Source organism: Hymenobacter rigui, assembly GCF_003944715.1.
Lineage (GTDB): Bacteria > Bacteroidota > Bacteroidia > Cytophagales > Hymenobacteraceae > Hymenobacter > Hymenobacter rigui.
In genome coordinates this window covers 30137-48662 of record NZ_RWIT01000024.1, presented here as the reverse complement: position 1 = coordinate 48662, position 18526 = coordinate 30137, and the positions used below count along the sequence as shown (strand labels likewise).

Sequence of the window (18526 nt, the reverse complement as noted above, 5' to 3'; positions counted from 1 at the left end):
CCTTGCTCGCCCCAGGCTCGCGGCAGGCGGCCGCCACGCGGCTGCGCAAATCAAGCGAATACGGTTTCATATTCCATTCTACGCAGCTGCACGGAGCCAGGACGAACTGTTCACGAATCTGCTATAATTTTGGCAAAATCGAGGATTTGGCGCAAAATTCAGCAGTTGTTCTTCGGTTCAACTTTTGTGAAAATTTAAAGTTTTGTGCTTCGATTGCCCCCACTTCGCCAAGCTGAAAACCATTGTACATAATAAATCGATATAAATTAAAAAAGGCCCCGCTGCTCCACCTGAAGCAACGGGGCCTTTGTGCGGCTGCCGAAACTAGCCCTGTGCCTGAATGGCCGTCAGCAGCACCGTGTTGTAGATGTCGTCGACGGTGCAGCCGCGGCTCAGGTCGTTGACGGGCTTGTTCAGGCCCTGGAGCATCGGGCCGATGGCCAGGGCGCCGGTTTCGCGCTGCACGGCTTTGTAGGTGTTGTTGCCGGTGTTCAGGTCGGGGAAGATGAGCACGCTGGCCTGGCCTGCTACCGGCGAGCCGGGTAGCTTCTGCTGGCCCACGGCGGGGTCCACGGCGGCATCGTACTGGATGGGGCCTTCCACCAGCAAATCGGGGCGGAGCTGGCGCACGAGCTGGGTGGCCTGGCGTACCTTGTCCACGTCGGCACCCTCGCCGGAGGTGCCGGAGGAGTAGGAGAGCATGGCCACCCGCGGCTCGATGCCGAAGCGCCGGGAGCTGTCGGCCGAGGAAATGGCAATTTCGGCCAGCTGCTCGGCGGTGGGGTTGGGGTTCACGGCGCAGTCGCCAAACACCGCCACCCGATCCGGCAGACACATAAAGAACACCGACGACACTACCGACACGCCCGGCCGCGTCTTGATAAACTGCAGCGCCGGCCGGATGGTGTGCTGCGTGGTGTGCACCGCTCCCGACACCATGCCGTCGGCCAAGCCCTTGTACACCATCATCGAGCCGAAATACGACACGTCGGTCATCAGGTCGCGGGCCATTTCCAGGGTCACGCCTTTGCTGCGGCGCAGCTCAAACAGGGTTTCGGCGAAGTCCTGGAACAGCGCGGAATTGGCCGGGTCGAGCAGCTGCACGCGCTGCGGGTCCAGGGGGCGGCCGAGGCGCTTGGCGGCGGCCAGAATCTGGGTCGGGTCGCCGAGGATAGTCAGGCTCACCACGTCCTGTTCCAGCAGGCGGGCCGCCGCGCGCAGCACCCGGTCGTCGTTGCCTTCGGGCAGCACAATGTGCTTGCGCTGGCTGCGCGCCCACTGCAGCAGCTGGTACTGGAACATGTGCGGCGTGAGGCCGCGCGGCGCGAACGTGCTGAGCTGCTCCAACAGGCGGGGCGCATCCAGGTGGCGCTCAAACGTCTGGATGGCCAGCCGGATTTTCTTGGTTTGCTGCGGCCCGATGCGCGCCTGAATGTTGCCGATGCGGGTGGTGGTCTGGAACGTGCCCGACTCCACCAGTAGCATGGGCACGGCCACGGGGAGGCCCTCAATCAGGCGCAGCACCGAGTCCTCGGGCCGGTAGCCGCTGGTGAGCACCAGCCCCGCCACGCGCGGGTAGTTGGCCGACATATTGGCCTGTAGGGCGCTCAGAATAAGGTCGGCCCGGTCGCCGGGCGTGATGATGAGCACGTTTTCCTCCAGGCGCAGCAGAAAATTGGGCACCTGCATCGAGCCGTTGATGAAGTGGTCGACGGGGTTGGCGAGCTGGTCGGCCCCGAACAGCAGCTCCCCGCCCAGCTGGTCATGGATTTCCTGCATGGTGGGGCTGCGCAACGCCGGGCTTTCCGGAATGAGGGCCAGCTGCGTTTCGGGCGGCAGCTGGTCACGGAGCAGGGCGCGCACCTCGTCCAGCTGTTCCGGGGCCACGCGGTTGAGCACCAACGCCAGCACCTGCACCTCGCTTTCCAGCGCATCGCGCCGGATGGACAGGGCGGCGTTGACGAGCTGCTCCACGGTTTTGCCCAACCCCGAAATCAGCAGCACTACCGGCACGCTCAGGTTGCGGGCCACCTGCCAGTTCAAATCCAGCTCCAGGGCCAGGCTGCTGCCCACGAAGTCGGTGCCTTCCACCACCACAAAGTCGTGGGCGGCTTCCAGCTGCTTGAAGCGGTGGATGATGGTGTCGAGCAGCTCCCCGGCGCGGCCGGCTTCCACCATGCGCAGGGCCTCCTGGCCGGTGTAGGCGTAGGTGTCGGGGTAGGCGAGGGGCAGCTGGAAGTGCTGCAGCACTGTCTGGATGTGGTAGTCGGGCTGGCCGTCGGCAAGGGGCGTGATGATGGGCTTGAAGTAGCCGACCCGCTGCGCCTGCCCCAGCAGCAGGTGCACCAGCCCCAGCGTCACAACGGATTTGCCGCTGTACGGCTCAGCAGTGGCAATGAAAACGGCTTTGCTCATAGGTAAGTCGAGAATAGTCAGAAGCCCTTACGGATGCGGGACAAGATAGTGCTGAAGTGGTCGGCAGCGTTATTTACCCTATTCAATGCTCAGCGTGGCCCGCTGCGCTCCGCACGACGGTCTTTTTGAATTCTCAACGCGTTAAGAATGCCAGCCTCACCGTTGCAACACCTTCACCAGTTCCGGACTATCGAACATGGCAACGGGGGAAATGACCGGCTCATTCAGGGGCAGATGGCTACCGTACCGCTCCCGCAGCTTGGCCTGCACGGCGGGGTGGGAAAGGTCGAACTCGCGCAGCCGTTGGAGCTTCCCGATTTTGCGGCCGGTGGCCTGCTGATAGGTTTTCCAGAGCAGCTCGGAGCAATACAGCCGCTCGTCGCTCCAGCCGAAATACAGGTCGTAGGCGCGGCCCTGGTAGTGCAGGCCGGTGCGTCGGAGAAGGCGCCGGGTGGCGGGGGTAAGCACTTGGTCCGCATCGTGCAGGCGCTTCACCACGAAATGGCTCCCCCGGCCGCGCCCAATCCACTGCTCCAGCGGGGTGAGACGCACCGGCTGCACGGCCTCCAGTACCTGCCACTCGCCGCCCTGCCGCAACAGCATGCCGCAGTGGCTGTAGGGCGAGTGGGTAGCCAGCTGAATAGCCTGGCTTTGAGCGGAGCGCGAAGTCTGGAAAACCAAATCCCCCTCGCGCAACTGCAGTGAAATGGACAGAATCGTCAGCTCGCCCCGGTGCCGCCGCTGAAACCGGCTAAACCGGTGCCGCAGGTACGTGGCGGACATAGCGGCTACAATCAACAGCAGGGCCAGCGCAATGGATAAAGGGCGACGCATGTACAATTAATTATGAGCTGTCGGGGCCAGTGTATCTATTTCAACTGCCTGCCGGGTTATATTCTCCTGATTAAAGCGCTGTATCGTGGCAAGAACAGCTTTCCTCTGCGCATATGGCCTGTAGAATTGTATTCCAATCCAGACTAGCATGCATAAAAAAAGAAGCGTAATCGGTATCAGAGATAAGAAGCAAAGAGTACGCTTCATAGTATTGCCATACAAAAAAACGTCATGCTGAGCTTGCCGAAGCATCTCTACCGTAGTGCTATTCTATCTGATTAGCTTCGGTAGAGATGCTTCGGCAAGCTCAGCATGACGTTCAGTGAAGTGTTTTTTAGACTTAGGTCAGCATGCCGCCATCCACCTGCAGCACCTGGCCGGTGATGTACGACGAATCATCGGAGGCCAGGAAGGCGGTGGCTTTGGCAATATCCTCGGGCTTGCCGCCGCGCTTCAGCGGAATAGCCTTGCGCCACTCATCCACCTGCTTGGGGTCGAGGGCGTCGGTCATTTCGGTTTCAATGAAGCCAGGGGCAATGGCGTTGCAGCGGATGTTCCGGGAGCCCAGCTCCAGCGCCACCGATTTAGTGAAGCCAATGATACCCGACTTGGAAGCCGCGTAGTTGGCCTGACCCGCGTTGCCCTTGATGCCAACTACCGAGGTCATGTTGATGATGCTGCCGGCTTTGGCGCGCATCATGGGCTTGGTGGCCGCCTTGGTCAGGTTGAACACCGACTTCAGGTTCACGGCAATTACCTGGTCCCACTGCTGCTCGCTCATGCGCATGAGCAGGCCATCCTGAGTGATGCCGGCGTTGTTTACCAGAATGTCCAGCTTGCCGAACTCGGCCACCACGTCGTCTACCAGCTTTTCAGCTTCGGCGTAGATGGAGGCGTCGGAGCGGAAGCCTTTTACTTTGGTGCCGTGAGCTGCCAGCTCCTGTTCCAGCTGCTGGCCTTTCTCCACGCTGGAAAGGTAGGTGAAGGCCACCTGAGCGCCCTGTTGGGCGAAATACACCGCAATGGCGCGGCCAATTCCTTTGGAAGCGCCCGTAATCAGGGCCACTTTTCCGTCGAGCAGTTGAGTCATGAGGGCGAAGATAGGAATAGAAGCTGTTAGCTTTTTTAGTTCGCCGGATACTACCTGCTTTGCTGTAGCTTGCGGCCCTATTCTCTTTCATAAGCTAGCAGCCAACAGTTACTAGCTAGTAGCTCAAAATGACCGATATCTGCATCCTCGGGGCCGGACCGGGCGGAGCCACAGCGGCCCTGCACCTCGCCAACGCCGGCCACCGCTGCCTGCTGCTCGACAAGGCCACCTTCCCCCGCGACAAAGTGTGTGGCGACGCGCTCAGCGGCAAAGTCATCAGTGAGCTGCGTCGGATAGGGGAGGAATTGCCGGCCCGTTTCGCCGCCGAGCCCATGCAGCTGCCCAGCTGGGGCATTGATTTCTACGCCCCCAACGGCCGCCGCCTGGCCGTACCGTTCAAGCCCCGCTACAACCCCGCCCTCGACCGTGCCGCCGGCCACATCAGCAAGCGTATCCACTTCGATAATTTCCTCATCGAAGAAGTGCGCCGCCGCCCCGAAATCGACTTTCGCGAAAATACCGACGTGGCCCGCCACGAGCCGTTGCCCGGCGGCGGCTGGCGGCTGCTGGCGGCCGACGGGCAGGAAATTGCCACCTGCCGGCTGCTGCTGGTGGCCAACGGGGCCCAGTCGCACTTTGCGCGGGTAGTGGGCGGCCACGAGCTGGAGCCCGAGCACCATTGCGCCGGTCTGCGGGCCTACTACCGGGGTGTGCAGGGCCTGCACCCCGATAATTTCATCGAGCTGCACTTTATCAAAGACTTTCTGCCGGGCTACCTCTGGGTATTCCCGCTGCCCAACGGTGAGGCCAACGTGGGCGTGGGCATGCTCACCGAAGCCGTATCCCGGAAGAAGGTGAAGCTGCGGGAGCGGCTGGAGGAAATGCTGCATACCCACCCGGCCCTGAAGGACCGGTTTGCCATGGCTGAACGGCTGGGTCCGGTGCGCGGCTTCGGGCTGCCGCTGGGCTCCAAGCGCCGCCCGCTCTCGGGCCCCGGCTACCTGTTGCTCGGTGACGCTGGTTCCCTTATCGACCCATTTTCGGGGGAAGGTATCAGCCACGCCATGGTATCGGGCCGGCACGCCGCCGACTGGGCCGCCCGGGCCCTGGCCGCGCAGGATTTCTCGGCTGGTTTTCTGAAAGGTTACGATGCAGCCGTGTACAACCGCCTCTGGCAGGAGCTGCGCCTGAGCCGGGCCATGCAGCGGCTGCTGGGCTACCCCTGGCTGTTCAACTTCATTGCCAACCGCGCCGCCAACAACCCTACACTGGCCGAAACCATCAGCAACATGTTCCTGGACCTCGACCTGCGCGAACGGCTGCGCCAACCCAGCTTTTACGTGAAGCTGCTGCTAGGGAAGTAGTGGTCATTGCGAGGACGGAGGACAAAGTAATCCGTCCTTTTCAGGGCGCAAACGCAGAAAAGCAGAAAGCCCCTGCCGTCCGTGCTGGCGTCAGGGGCTTTTGAGTAGAGGAAGGATTGGTGCTGCGGGAAGGAAGGATTACTTCGTCCTGCGTCCTCGCAATGACGGTTATTTACCAGTATAGCGGCGCAGGCTTTTTTCGGCTTCGGGGTTTAACTGGGTGGCTTTTTCCAGGTCGGCTTTGGCCTCGGCGGGCTTGTTGATGGAGGCGTAGCTGATGCCGCGGTACTCGTAGGCGTCAGCGTAATTCGGGTCGATGCTGATGGCTTTGGCGAAATCCGGCACGGCTCCTTTAAAGTTGAACAGCTGCATTTTGGCCGCACCCCGCCCAAAATAGGCCTCTTTGTCCTCGGGGTTATACTTCACCGCTTTGCTAAAATCCACAATGGCGGCGCTGTACTCCTTCATTTTCAGACGGTTCAGGCCCCGGTTGTAGTACGCTTCAGCACTGGCGGGTTTCAGACGCAGCGCCGCGTTGTAATCGGGCATGGCATCTTTATAATCCTTCAGATGGCTTTTGGCTTTGGCCCGCATCAGCAGGGCATCGTAGTCACGGGGCTTTACCTTCAGCTTCTGGTCCGCTATCCGGATTTCGTCCCGGTAGTCGGCGTTGGTTTTGCGGGCGGCGGCTTCCACGGGTAGGGGTATTGCCGGGGCGGCCGAAGCTACCATCGTAGTCGAGGCAGGCCGGGCAACAGAGTCAGCACGCTGAGCCAGGGCGGTTTCGCGGGCTACGTTGCGGGCGGCAGAGGTAGGGCGCTCCACATCGGCGGTGGTGCCCCGGGCACAGGCGCCAGCCAACAATAGGGTGGAGCCAGCAAATAGGGAAAGTAAGGGTAATTTCATGACGGTGAACGAGAAAGGCAGTCAGAAGCAAGGTGTTGGCCGATGGTCAACGGGCGTTGTACGCACCGCTACCCGTAAAGGCTGGGCTCCGGCACAAAATTTTGTCCGGGCCGGTTCGCCTCACTTCCCGGGCGCAACGTGGCAGAGTAGCGCGGCCTGCCTATCTTTGCCCGGCCCTTGTCCCGGCGTAGCCGCTGCGGGTGGGTCTTCTTTCCTCACCTTCAATTGAACATACTATGGCATTGCAATACGACCTGGTCGTTATCGGCAGCGGCCCCGGTGGCTATGTAGCCGCTATTCGGGCTTCGCAGCTGGGCTTGAAAGTAGGCGTGGTGGAGCGCGAGTCGCTCGGCGGAATCTGCCTCAACTGGGGCTGCATTCCTACCAAAGCCCTGCTCAAGAGCGCTCAGGTATTTGAGTACCTCAACCACGCCAAAGACTATGGTCTGTCGGCCGAGGGCGTTGGGTACGATTTCGGCGCGGTAATTCAGCGCAGCCGGGGCGTGGCCGATGGCATGAGCAAAGGCATCAACTTCCTGTTCAAGAAGAATAAGATTGACGCCATCATGGGCACCGGCAAGCTGCTGGCTCCTGGCAAAATTGAGCTTACCAAGGCCGATGGCGGTAAAGACACCATTGAGGCCAAACACATCATTCTGGCCACCGGTGCTCGCGCCCGGGAGCTGCCGGCGCTGCCCATCGACGGCAAAAAAATCATCGGCTACCGCCAGGCCATGGTGCTGCCCGAGCTGCCCAAGCGCCTCGTAGTAGTGGGCTCCGGTGCCATCGGCGTGGAGTTTGCCTACTTCTACCGCACCATGGGCTCCGAGGTAACGGTGGTGGAGTACCTGCCCCGCATCGTGCCCGTGGAGGACGAGGAAGTATCGCGCCAGATGGAGAAATCCTTCAAGAAAATCGGCGTAAACGTGCTGACTTCGGCTGAGGTAACCAAAGTGGATACCAGCGGCGAAGGCTGCAACGTAACCATCAAAACCGCCAAAGGCGACCAGCAAATTGCCTGCGACGTGGTGCTGTCGGCCGCCGGCGTGGTGACCAACCTCGAAAACATCGGCCTCGAAGAGCTGGGCATTAAAGTAGAGAAAGGCCGCATCCTCGTGGACGACTTCTACCAGACCAACGTGCCCGGCATCTACGCCATCGGCGACATCGTGCCCGGCCCCGCACTGGCCCACGTGGCTTCGGCCGAGGGGATCATCTGCGTGGAGAAAATTGCCGGCCACCATCCCGAGCCGCTCAACTACCAGAACATTCCCGGCTGCACTTACGCCTCGCCGGAAATTGCCTCGGTAGGCCTCACCGAAGAAGAAGCCAAAAAACAGGGCTACGATATTCTGGTGGGCAAATTCCCCTTCTCCGCTTCGGGCAAAGCCTCGGCCGGCGGCGTGAAGGATGGCTTCGTGAAAGTTATCTTCGATAAGAAGTACGGTGAGTGGCTGGGTGCCCACATGATTGGCTCCAACGTAACCGAAATGATTGCCGAAGTAGTGGTAGCCCGCAAGCTCGAAACTACCGGCCACGAAATCATTAAGGCCGTGCACCCGCACCCCACAATGAGTGAGGCTATTATGGAGGCCGCCGCTGCTGCCTACGGCGAGGTAATTCACCTGTAAGCGCATCAGCCAATATTCAGGCAATGAACCAAACGCCCCCAACTACATACGTGGTTGGGGGCGTTTGCTATATTTGCTCATCTACTAATCTATTCCCTTTCAGCTATGTTCAAACTTCCCTCTTTTACCGCCCTCTTTCTGGGCACCATCGTCGGGCTGGCTGCCTACATGGGCGCCACTATCTGGACGCTGGAGCATTTCTATGGTAATACCAGCAAGGCACTGGTTGATGCCATGACTTTCGTGCGGCTGTTCGGGCTGTTCATTACGGTAATGGCCCCACTGCTGATTTTGCTGAAGTTCTTCCGGCGGATGGATAAGCCTGCACAGCACTAACGCCGATTTTTTGGCTTCTTCAGCAGCTTTCTGCTGATCTGGCCACCATCCGAACCGGCCATAAAAAAGACCGCCACAACCCGGAGTTGTGGCGGTCTTTTTTGCATCTTAGGCTATCCGATGTAAATATATACTGTATGAAAACTGCGTTATGGCTGGCCGTGAGTGTCTTTATCTTGGGCTTTGGGCTGATTCTGCTGGGCAGCCTGTTCCGTATTCAGCACTGGACGGGTGGCTCAGTGCTACTGGTAACCGGGACGGTTCTGCAAAGCAGCGCACTAGTAATTCTGGTAGTGCAGTTTCGGCGCAATTACCGTTCCCGCCAACAACCCTGAGCTACTACTACTCCTGACGAGCGTACTTCTGCTTGATGAAATCCAGCATGCCCTGGCCATGCGCATCATCGGTTTTGGTGGCTTCCTGTTTCCAGAGCGCCTCTACCAGCAGCAACAGCAATTCAGTTTCCTTGTCAGGGTCAGCATAACCCAGCTTCTTGAAAGCCTCACGCAGCAGTGCCGGTACCGGCTTCATGAACCGCTCGTGCTGCTGCCGGGCCATTTCGGAGTCGGCCAAGCGGTACTGTAGCTTCCAGAAGTGCGGTTCAGCCTGCACCAGCTTAAACGGCAGTTCAATCACGCTATAGATAAACGCCAGCGGATCAGGCTCGGCCAGTCCGCCCCGGTTATCTTCAATAATGCGCTTATAGCCGTTCCGGATTACGAATTCCAGTAACTGGTCTTTGGAGCCGAAGTGCTTGAAAATAAGGGCTTCGGATACTCCGGCGGCTTTGGCAATCAGCTGGGTAGATGTATTTTCGAAGCCCTTGTCCCCAAATAGCTGCAATGCTATGTCGGCAATGTGCTGTTTGCGGTTTGTCATGTAGCGGTTGGTTTAGCGCGGCGAAGGGAGACAGAAGCGGATGGTGCCTGAAGGCCGATTGAAGGCGCAAGTTCGGGCTCTATTCGCTAAAAACGCGTTTTTTTTCAAAAAACCAGTGGGATTCGTAAAACTGCTCAGCAAGCGGCTAAACAGAAGCCGGCCGACTCGGAGGTTCCGAATCGGCCGGCTACGTGGTTTCCGAAGATCAGCTGGCGAGGAGCCGGGGGCAGACTCGCGCGATTTTTCGGAAAGGCCGGCTGAGGGTGGGAGTACAGCCGGATTAACAGAGCGTGGGAATTGCTAAGCAGCAGCTAGTGGGATTCGCTACCGTTAGTGGGACAATATTACGCAAGGATTCTGAAACAAGTAAGTATTAGCTTACTTTTTTTCGTGAGTAATCACTCACCATGTTAATGTTTATGTTCAATAGCCTTTATATCAGGGGTTTGCACGTATTGTATATAATTTTGTCATTTACTATATAGCGAATCTGGTCAGGGAAATCACGCTTATAACTGCCTTGGCAGTGACTATACGCAACAGACCGCACCACCATAATACGGAGGTGCGGTCTGTGCTGATATTGAGTCCTGAAGACAGGTAATCGGCGCTACATCAGCCGGCTGCCCTGCCGGAACCGCGCCACTTTTGCTCGGATTTCCTCTAGCCCGAGGTTGTGCACGCTGCCGAGGTGGGTGGTCTGGAATTGCTTGTGTGGCACGTACGAGCCGTCTTCCACGGCTAGGCCCACCTGCTTGTAGGCGGTGCGGAAGGGCGTGCCGGTCTGAATCAGCTGGTTGATGTTCTCCACCGTAAACACGGCGTCGTACTTGGGCTGGTTGAGCAGGTCGGGCTTAATGCGCAGTTGGGGCAGGGCAAACAGCACGATGTCGAGGATGTCGAGAAACTGCGTCATCGGCTCGAACAGGATTTCCTTCAGAATCTGGAAGTCGCGGTGGTAGCCGCTGGGCAGGTTACCGGTGGCCAGCATGAGTGTGTTGGGTAGGGCCTGCAAGGCGTTGCAGCGGGCCCGGATCAGCTCAAACACGTCGGGGTTCTTTTTGTGGGGCATAATGCTGCTGCCGGTAGTGAACTCCTTGGGCAGCTCCACGAAGGCCATGTCCTGCCCGTTGTAGAGCACTAAGTCGTAGCTCATTTTGGCTAGGGTGGCGGCCATGCCGGCTAGGGCAAAGGCCACGGTTTTCTCGGTTTTACCGCGCAGCATCTGGGCCCCCACGCTGCTCACGGCCAGGTTGTTGAAACCCATTTCCTGCGTGGTCTGCAGCCGGTCGATGGGGAAGGAGCTGCCGAAGCCCGCGCCCGAGCCCAGCGGGTTCTGGTCGGCCACGGTGTGGGCCGCCTCAAACAGGGCCAGGTCCAGCAACAGGTGCTCGGCGTAGGCCGAAAACCACAGCCCGAACGAGCTGGGCATAGCCGCCTGAAAGTGGGTGTAGCCGGGCATCAGGTCGGTTTTGTGGACTTCCGCCTTTTGCAGCAGCACCTCCACCAGCTCCATCGTTTTGGCCGCCGCGCGCCGGGTGTAGTCTTTCAGGAACAGCTGAATGGCGGTCAGCACCTGGTCGTTGCGGGAGCGGGCGGTGTGAATTTTCTTGCCCGCGTCGCCGTAGTGCTCGGTCAGGTACGCTTCGATTTTGGAGTGCACGTCCTCGAAGTCCTCACCGATGGTAAACGTGCCGGCTTCCAGCTGGGCGGCCAGCTCCTGCAGGCCCTGCTGCAGCTGCTGGTTTTCCGCCGCGGAAATCAGCCCCGCCCCGGCCAGCATGTTGGCCTGGGCCCGGGAGGCCTGCACGTCGAACTGCGCCAGGTACATATCCAGCTCCCGGTCACGCCCGACGGTGAACTGTTCGATTTTCTTGTCAACGGCAATGCCTTTATCCCAGATTTTCATGGTGTGGTGGTGCTAAAAGCTAAAAAGCTAGTTCCCCTCCTTGGAAAGCAGGGGCTAGGGGTGGTTGATGGACGTTGGAACGTCATGCTGAGCTTGCCGAAGCATCTCTACTGCTTCGTTGAGTTGGCATTGCAACGAAGCGGTAGAGATGCTTCGGCAAGCTCAGCATGACGTTCTTTTATCGGCAATATTCTTACAGCTCCAGCCCGTCCAGCAGCTCCACGTAGCCCTGCACGCCGGCGCGGATTTCGCTGAGCAGGATGTACTCGTCGGGGGTGTGGGAGCGGGCCGAGTCGCCGGGGCCGATTTTGACGGTGATGAAGGTCATCATCGACTGGTCGGAGAGGGTGACGGAGCCGAAGGTACGGCGGCCCAGCGCCACGCCGCGCTGCACCAGCGGGTGCGTGAGCGGGATGCGCGAGGAGTTGAGGTGGGTAGATCGGGGCGTCACCTCAGCCCCGATGAGGCCCCGCACGAGTTCTACCACTTCGGGGTTGGTATACAGCTCGTTGGTGCGCACGTCGGCCACGAAAGTGCAGCGGTCAGGCACCACGTTGTGCTGGGTGCCGGCCTGCAGCTGCGTTACGGTCAGCTTCACTGGGCCCAGCAACTCCGACACCCGCTCGAACTGGTAGTCGCGCAAACGCTGCACGTCGTCGAGGGCTTTGTAGAGGGCGTTTTCGCCTTCCTCGCGGGCGGCGTGGCCGGTGCGGCCGTGGGCCACGCAGTCGAGCACCACCAAGCCTTTTTCGGCCACGGCAAGGTCCATCTGGGTTGGTTCGCCCACGATGCCTAGGTCAATCCGGGGCAGTAGCGGCAGCAGCCGGCGGATGCCGTTCGCGCCCGATACCTCCTCCTCGGCCGTAATGGCGCAGATGAGGTTGTAGGGCAGATTCTCCTGCTCGTGAAAGTAGAGGAACGTGGCCAGCAGACTTACCGCCGAAGCCCCCGCGTCGTTGCTGCCCAAGCCGGTCAGCCGGTCGCCTTCCACTGCGGCCCCGAACGGGTCGGCGGTCCAGGATGTGCCGGGCTTCACTGTATCGTGGTGGGAGTTGAGCAGGATGGTTGGTTTGCTGGGGTTGAAGTGCTTCGAAACGGCCCACACGTTGTTGGCGTCGCGCTGGGGGCGCGCCCCGCGGAACGCCAGAAACCGGAAAATCAGCTCGGCCGTCTGGTCTTCTTCCCGCGAGAAGGAGGGCGTCTGCACCAGTTGAATCAGCAGCTCAATGGCGGCGTCAGTAAGGGCGGTTAGCTCCGGCATAGCACGGTTCTTACGGGCTCGTTGATGCGCAGGGCGTGCTCGATAACCACCCGCTCCACGCCGGCTTCCAGGGCGGCAAAGGCGTTATCCAGCTTGGGCACCATGCCGGCCGCAATGATGCCCGCGGCCTTCAGCTGCTGGTATTCGGCGGCAGTTATCTGCGGAATCACCGAGGCGTCGTCGGCCACGTCGCGTAGTACGCCGTCCTTCTCGAAGCAGTAGTGCAGCTCCACGGCGTAGTGCGGGGCAAGGGCGCAGGCCAGCACGCTGGCAATGGTATCGGCATTGGTGTTGAGCAGCTGGCCCGTGCCGTCGTGGGTGATGGCGCAGAACACGGGTAGCAGGCCGGTTTCCAGCAGCTGGCGCAGCAGGGGCACGTTCACGGCATCGGCCGGCAGGTCGCCCACGAAGCCGTAGTCGATGTCGCGCACCGGCCGCCGCACGGCCCGGATGGCGTTGCCGTCGGCGCCGGAGAGGCCCAGCGCCTGCACGCCCGCGGCCTGCAGGCCGGCCACCACCTGCTTGTTGGTTTTGCCGGCGTAGAACATGGTTACGATGTCGAGGGTGGCCGCGTCGGTGATGCGGCGGCCCTGCACCATCTGGGGTTCCTGGCCCAGGTCGCGCAGCATCTGGCTGGCGCCTTTGCCGCCGCCGTGGACCAGCACCTTGCGGCCCGGCACTTGCGCCAGCTCCCGCAGAAACCGCTGCAGCTGGGCGTCATCATCAATAATGCCGCCCCCGATTTTAAAAATTTTCAGGCCTTCGCTCATAGGATGCAAGTAGGGAGAAATGCGGCATTGCGTGCCGTACGCTGCCAAAATGAGGCTCATCGGGCCCCGGCCGCAACCGGGCGGCCTCACTGTTAAGAAATTTATTTTGCTCCCGGAGCGGCAAAGTTTCCAAAAAAAATCCTCTAGTTTTGCAACGATTTAGCGGTTTAAACGATTTAAACCGTGAAAACACTCCCCAGCCGCCCTGCGGCACCCGTCATGATTCAACTCTCTTCTATTGCGCTTCTGCGACGACCTAGGCTGGTCGTGCGAATCATGCCAGCTTAACCGCTGGCTGCAATAGTACGTCCGGGTTCCGCCTCTACCGCGAACCGACGCCGGGTCCTCCCTCCGGAGCCCACCCCAAGAGACCATCCACGAATCAACCGACCGTAGTCCGAGTGTAATTTCCAGTGCGACTTCTTCCGGCCCCCAGCCGGAACGCCCCACTTCCCGGCCCCACGTGCCCACCTCGCTTTCGGGTTTCTGATGCTTCCGGCTCCACCGCCGGAGCCCGCGCAGCCTCGCCTGCTCCCTTCCTTTTTTGTCTTTCCGAGTCTGTAGCCGTATAACATCGGCCACTAACCGAGTCCTGACCATGATTTTACGAGTCGCCAATGCTGCCGATGCGCAGTATGTGGAAACCCTCTGTCAATGGTATGCCGAATCCGCCAAAACCCGCGGTGTCGGCATTGCCAAGCGTGACCCTAACTATCTGATTAAGAAGATGGAAAAGGGTGACTCGATCATCGCCTTCGTTGATGACCAGCTGGCGGGTTTCTGCTACATCGAAACCTTCGAGGACGCGAAATTCGTGGTGAACTCGGGACTGATTGTGAACACCGAGCTGCGCAAAGAGGGCCTGGGCCGCGCCATCAAGCACCGCGTGTTTGAGCTGTCGCGCACCAAGTACCCGGCGGCTAAGATCTTCGGTATCACCACCTCGGCGGCTGTGATGAAGATCAACAACGAGCTGGGTTACCGCCCCGTGACCTTCCCCGAGCTTACGCAGTCGGACGACTTCTGGAAGGGCTGCTCCAGCTGCAAAAACTACGGCATCCTGATGGAAAACCAGCGCAAAATGTGCCTCTGCACCGGTATGGTGTACGATACGCTGGACGACAGCTTCACGCAGCAGTCCATTGAAATTCTGGAGCAGAAGCAGTAATCGGTAGTCACCAGAACGTCATGCTGAGCTTGCCGAAGCATCTCTACCGCTTCGTGCTCACGATTGAGTTAGCCAGAGGTAGAGATGCTTCGACTACGCCTCCGGCTTCGCTCAGCATGACGTTCTTTTTCCAACAACATCAGCACGCGAGATGCTTCGGCAAGCTCAGCATGACGTTCTCATAATCTTCAGCACTCAATGAAAAAAAAGGTAGTTCTCGCCTATAGCGGCGGCTTGGATACGTCCTATTGCGTGGTGTACCTGACCCGCGAGTTGGGTCTGGAAGTCCACACGGTGATTGTTAACTCGGGCGGTTTCTCCCAGGAGGAGCTGGCCGGCATCGAGCAGCGCGCCTACGAAATGGGCTCCACGCGCCACGAGGTGATTGACGTGACCGAGCGGTTCTACCAGCAGTGCCTGCGCTACCTGTTGGCCGGCAACGTGCTCAAAAACGACACCTACCCGCTGAGCGTGAGTGCCGAACGCATGTTCCAGAGCCTAGCGCTGGCCGAGTACGCCCGCGAGAACAAGGCCGACTACATTGCCCATGGCAGCACCGGCGCCGGCAACGACCAGGTGCGCTTCGATGTGGCCTTCTCGGTGATTTCGCCCGACACCGAAATCATCACGCCCATCCGCGACCTGGGCCTCTCGCGCCAGCAGGAAATCGAATATCTGCAAGCCAATGGCGTGGAGATGAGCTGGGAAAAAGCCAAATACTCCATCAACAAGGGCATCTGGGGCACTAGCGTGGGCGGCGTGGAAACCCTGACCTCCCGCCAGGGGCTGCCCGAGTCGGCCTGGCCGACGCAGCTGAGCCAGCACGAACCGCAGGAAATCAGCATCACCTTCGAGAAAGGCGAGCCGGTAGCGCTGAATGGCGAAGCTATGAAGCCCGTGGACCTGATTGTGGCCCTCAACGAGCTGGCCGGCCAGTATGCCATCGGCCGCGACACCCACGTGGGCGACACGATTCTGGGTATCAAGGGCCGCGTGGGCTTCGAGGCACCCGCGCCACTGATCCTCATCAAAGGCCACCATTTGCTGGAAAAGCACACGTCCAGCCGCTGGCAGCTGCTGCACAAGGATTACATCGCCAACTGGTACGGCACGCTGCTGCACGAAGCGCAGTACCTCGACCCGGTGATGCGCGACATGGAGGCGTTCCTGGAATCGTCGCAGGAGCGGGTGTCGGGCACGGTGTACGTGACGCTGAAGCCCTACCAGTTTGAGCTGCTGGGCGTGGAGTCGCCGTTTGATATGATGCAGTCGAAGGTGGCTACCTACGGCGAGGAAAACAACGCCTGGGACTCGCGCGACGCGAAAGGCTTCATCAAAATCTTCAGCAACCAGCTGCGGATTCACGGCTCGTTCAACGATGAAAATTAAGGCTGGTATCGTCGGCGGGGCCGGCTACACGGCGGGGGAGCTGCTGCGGATTCTGCTGCACCACGAGTTTGTGGAGCTGGGCGGCATCGTGAGTTCTTCCAACGCCGGCAACCCCATCTACCAGGTGCACGACGACCTGGTGGGCGACACGGAGCTGCGCTTCGCGGCCGCGCTACAGGGCGACGAGGACGTGGTGTTTCTGTGCCTAGGCCACGGCAACTCCAAAGCCTGGCTGACCCAGAATACGCTACCCGAAACCACCCACATCATCGACCTGAGCAACGACTTCCGTCTGGAAGCCGACGCGGAGTTTGAAGGCCGGGAGTTTGTGTACGGGTTGCCGGAGCTGAACCGCAGCCAAATTCAGCAGGCCCAGAGCATTGCCAACCCCGGCTGCTTCGCCACGGCCATTCAGCTGGCCCTGCTGCCGCTGGCCCAGGCCGGCAAGCTCCAGGACGACGTGCACGTATCGGCCATTACGGGCAGCACGGGCGCGGGGCAGAGCCTCTCGGAGACGGTGCATTTCTCGTGGCGCACCAACAACGTGTCCATCTACAAGCCCTTCACGCACCAGCATTTGGGCGAGATAGGGGAGAGCCTGGCGCAGCTGCAACACGAGCTGGACGTGGACATTCACTTCATCCCGTACCGCGGCAACTTCACCCGGGGCATCTTCGCCAGCGTCTACACGCCATCGGACCTGACCCAGGACGAGGCCCGCGCGCTGTACCAGCAGTTCTACCAGGATGCCCCGTTTACCACGGTGTCGGACAAGGAAGTGCATCTGAAGCAGGTAGTCAACACCAACAAATGCCTGCTGCACGTGCAGAAACTCGGCAAGCAGCTGCTTATCACCTCCGTTATCGACAACCTGGTGAAAGGCGCTTCCGGCCAGGCCGTGCAGAACATGAACCTGATTTTTGGCCTGCCCGAAACGACGGGTTTGGGGTTGAAGGCCGGGGTGTTTTAACGCGGCATTAACTCGTGAATCATGTCTAGCGAAATCCGCCTTCTTTCTGAAGTAATCCGCTGCGTGCCATCGGGGGCCATCTGGCATATATCCAGTGACTCCTGGGCTGGAATCAAGACAGCTTTTGGTGGACTCTTAGTTGATGATGCCGGTGATTGGCAGATAATGATTACGGATGAAAACAGGGGTTCGGTAATTCAAAAAACTGAGGAGGAGGAAGTAGCTGAAAAAGGAATTCATATGGATATAGAGTCAAAAGATCAGACTACTCTATTCAGAAGCTACGACGCAATGTCATTCATCGGAATCAATAAGGGGCTATACGAGAGGTTAAATTCAGACAATATTCCAGCTGATTTAGAGATATCACTAGACTAGTTTCTTCTAAAATTTAGTCTTCAAGACAACTGCTAAAAGACCATGGAGCTTTTCAACGTGTATCCGCTCGTCAACATCACGCCCGTGAAGGCGCTGGGGGCGAAACTCTGGGACGACAAGGGCCAGGAGTATCTGGACTTCTACGGCGGGCACGCCGTTATCAGCATCGGTCACAGCCACCCGCACTACGTACAGCGCCTCACCGGGCAGCTGCAGAATATCGGCTTCTACTCCAACTCGGTGCAGATTCCGATTCAGCGGGAGCTGGCCGAGAAGCTGGGCCGGGTTTCGGGCTACGAGGACTACACGCTGTTTCTGTGCAACTCCGGGGCCGAGGCCAACGAGAATGCGCTGAAGCTGGCTTCCTTCCACACTGGCAAAAAGCGCGTCATTGCCTTCAAAGGCGCGTTCCACGGCCGCACCTCAGGCGCGGTAGCCGCCACGGATAACGCCAAAATCGTGGCGCCTTTCAACGCCGACCACCACATCAGCTTCCTGGAGTACGATCTGGCGGCGGTGGAGCAGGTGCTGCAGGGCGGCGACGTGTGCGGGGTCATCATCGAGCCCATCCAGGGCGTGGGCGGCATCATCATGCCCTCCGATAGTTTTCTGCAGGGGCTGGCGGCGCTGTGCCAGCAGTACGGCGCGCTGCTGCTGGCCGACGAGGTGCAAAGCGGCTACGGCCGCAGCGGCAAGTTCTTCGCCCACCAGCACGCCGGTATCCGGCCCGACGTTATTTCGGTGGCCAAGGGCATGGGCAACGGCTTCCCCATCGGCGGCATCCTGATTGCCCCCGAGCTGAAAGCCTCCTACGGACTGCTGGGTACCACCTTCGGCGGCAACCACTTGGCCTGCGCCGCCGCGCTGGCCGTGCTGGAAGTCATTGAGCAGGAAAACCTGGTGCAGCACGCCGCCGAGCTGGGCGACTACCTGCGCACGGCGCTGGAAGCCCACGCCGGGGCCGAGGAAATCCGCGGCCGGGGCCTGATGGTGGGCATCAAGTACGACTTCCCCATCAAAGATCTGCGCGACCAGCTGCTGGCGGAGCACCACATCTTCGTGGGCAATGCCTCCGACCCCACGGTGCTGCGCCTGCTGCCGCCGCTGAATATCACCAAAGCCGAGGTAGACCGGTTTTTACAGGCGCTGTACGCATTAATTCCGGCCGAAGTGAAAAAGTAAACGACCTGTGGCCTAACTTGCAGCCCCAATGAGTAGCACCCTGA

The 18526-nt window shown here is 59.8% G+C and carries 17 protein-coding genes; 9 read left to right on the top strand and 8 right to left on the bottom strand.

Annotated features, from left to right (window positions below):
* Window positions 1–324 precede the first annotated feature (324 nt).
* From pta to fabG, 3 genes are all read right to left on the bottom strand, one after another.
* Window positions 325–2415 carry a phosphate acetyltransferase gene (gene pta, locus EI291_RS22055; RefSeq protein WP_125424456.1) on the bottom strand — a complete coding sequence of 697 codons (2091 nt, stop codon included), beginning with the start codon at window positions 2413–2415 and terminating at the stop codon, window positions 325–327.
* 156 nt (window positions 2416–2571) lie between these two features.
* A complete protein-coding gene (locus EI291_RS22050; protein WP_125424455.1) occupies window positions 2572–3249 on the bottom strand; it encodes a YiiX family permuted papain-like enzyme in 678 nt (225 codons plus the stop codon).
* Window positions 3250–3589: 340 nt separating this feature from the next.
* The gene (fabG, locus tag EI291_RS22045) at window positions 3590–4339 is read right to left on the bottom strand and encodes a 3-oxoacyl-[acyl-carrier-protein] reductase (protein WP_125424454.1); all 750 of its coding nucleotides are present in this window, start codon (window positions 4337–4339) and stop codon (window positions 3590–3592) included.
* Window positions 4340–4467: 128 nt separating this feature from the next.
* Here fabG and EI291_RS22040 point away from each other — a divergent pair, with 128 nt between their 5' ends.
* Window positions 4468–5703, top strand: a complete 1236-nt coding sequence (locus tag EI291_RS22040) for an NAD(P)/FAD-dependent oxidoreductase (protein WP_125424453.1) — start codon at window positions 4468–4470, stop codon at window positions 5701–5703.
* A gap of 168 nt (window positions 5704–5871) precedes the next feature.
* Here the strand turns inward: EI291_RS22040 and EI291_RS22035 are convergent, their stop codons facing one another.
* On the bottom strand, window positions 5872–6609 hold the full coding sequence (locus EI291_RS22035; RefSeq protein WP_125424452.1) for a tetratricopeptide repeat protein: 738 nt from the start codon (window positions 6607–6609) through the stop codon (window positions 5872–5874).
* A gap of 236 nt (window positions 6610–6845) precedes the next feature.
* Between EI291_RS22035 and lpdA the strand changes: the two genes are divergently transcribed.
* The 3 genes from lpdA to EI291_RS22020 all read left to right on the top strand — a co-directional run bounded on the left by lpdA (window position 6846) and on the right by EI291_RS22020 (window position 8911).
* Window positions 6846–8240 (top strand): dihydrolipoyl dehydrogenase, encoded by a 1395-nt coding sequence (gene lpdA, locus EI291_RS22030; RefSeq protein ID WP_125424451.1) that lies wholly within the window; start codon window positions 6846–6848, stop codon window positions 8238–8240.
* A 105-nt stretch (window positions 8241–8345) separates the two neighbouring features.
* Window positions 8346–8576, top strand: a complete 231-nt coding sequence (locus EI291_RS22025; protein ID WP_125424450.1) for a hypothetical protein — start codon at window positions 8346–8348, stop codon at window positions 8574–8576.
* Window positions 8577–8713: 137 nt separating this feature from the next.
* On the top strand, window positions 8714–8911 hold the full coding sequence (locus tag EI291_RS22020) for a GldL-related protein (RefSeq protein ID WP_125424449.1): 198 nt from the start codon (window positions 8714–8716) through the stop codon (window positions 8909–8911).
* Window positions 8912–8918: 7 nt separating this feature from the next.
* Here the strand turns inward: EI291_RS22020 and EI291_RS22015 are convergent, their stop codons facing one another.
* From EI291_RS22015 to argB, 4 genes are all read right to left on the bottom strand, one after another.
* Window positions 8919–9455: a TetR/AcrR family transcriptional regulator gene (locus tag EI291_RS22015; RefSeq protein WP_125424448.1), complete on the bottom strand. Its 537-nt coding sequence runs from the start codon at window positions 9453–9455 to the stop codon at window positions 8919–8921.
* Between the two features lie 610 nt (window positions 9456–10065).
* On the bottom strand, window positions 10066–11364 hold the full coding sequence (gene argH, locus EI291_RS22010) for an argininosuccinate lyase (protein WP_125424447.1): 1299 nt from the start codon (window positions 11362–11364) through the stop codon (window positions 10066–10068).
* Between the two features lie 193 nt (window positions 11365–11557).
* Window positions 11558–12625 carry a M20 family metallo-hydrolase gene (locus EI291_RS22005; protein WP_125424446.1) on the bottom strand — a complete coding sequence of 356 codons (1068 nt, stop codon included), beginning with the start codon at window positions 12623–12625 and terminating at the stop codon, window positions 11558–11560.
* Window positions 12613–13395, bottom strand: a complete 783-nt coding sequence (gene argB, locus EI291_RS22000; RefSeq protein ID WP_125424445.1) for an acetylglutamate kinase — start codon at window positions 13393–13395, stop codon at window positions 12613–12615. The genes EI291_RS22005 and argB overlap by 13 nt, the downstream gene beginning before the upstream one ends.
* A gap of 598 nt (window positions 13396–13993) precedes the next feature.
* On the opposite strand from argB, the gene EI291_RS21995 reads away from it, so the two are divergent.
* The 5 genes from EI291_RS21995 to EI291_RS21975 all read left to right on the top strand — a co-directional run bounded on the left by EI291_RS21995 (window position 13994) and on the right by EI291_RS21975 (window position 18482).
* The gene (locus tag EI291_RS21995; RefSeq protein WP_125424444.1) at window positions 13994–14563 is read left to right on the top strand and encodes a GNAT family N-acetyltransferase; all 570 of its coding nucleotides are present in this window, start codon (window positions 13994–13996) and stop codon (window positions 14561–14563) included.
* Between the two features lie 198 nt (window positions 14564–14761).
* Window positions 14762–15952 (top strand): argininosuccinate synthase, encoded by a 1191-nt coding sequence (gene argG / locus EI291_RS21990; protein ID WP_125424443.1) that lies wholly within the window; start codon window positions 14762–14764, stop codon window positions 15950–15952.
* The gene (gene argC, locus EI291_RS21985; protein WP_125424442.1) at window positions 15942–16922 is read left to right on the top strand and encodes an N-acetyl-gamma-glutamyl-phosphate reductase; all 981 of its coding nucleotides are present in this window, start codon (window positions 15942–15944) and stop codon (window positions 16920–16922) included. Before argG ends, argC begins: the two co-directional genes overlap by 11 nt.
* Before the next feature lie 21 nt (window positions 16923–16943).
* Window positions 16944–17300: a hypothetical protein gene (locus tag EI291_RS21980; RefSeq protein ID WP_125424441.1), complete on the top strand. Its 357-nt coding sequence runs from the start codon at window positions 16944–16946 to the stop codon at window positions 17298–17300.
* 42 nt (window positions 17301–17342) lie between these two features.
* Entirely contained in the window at window positions 17343–18482 is a 1140-nt protein-coding gene (locus EI291_RS21975) for an aspartate aminotransferase family protein (protein ID WP_125424440.1), read from the top strand.
* Window positions 18483–18526 lie beyond the last annotated feature (44 nt).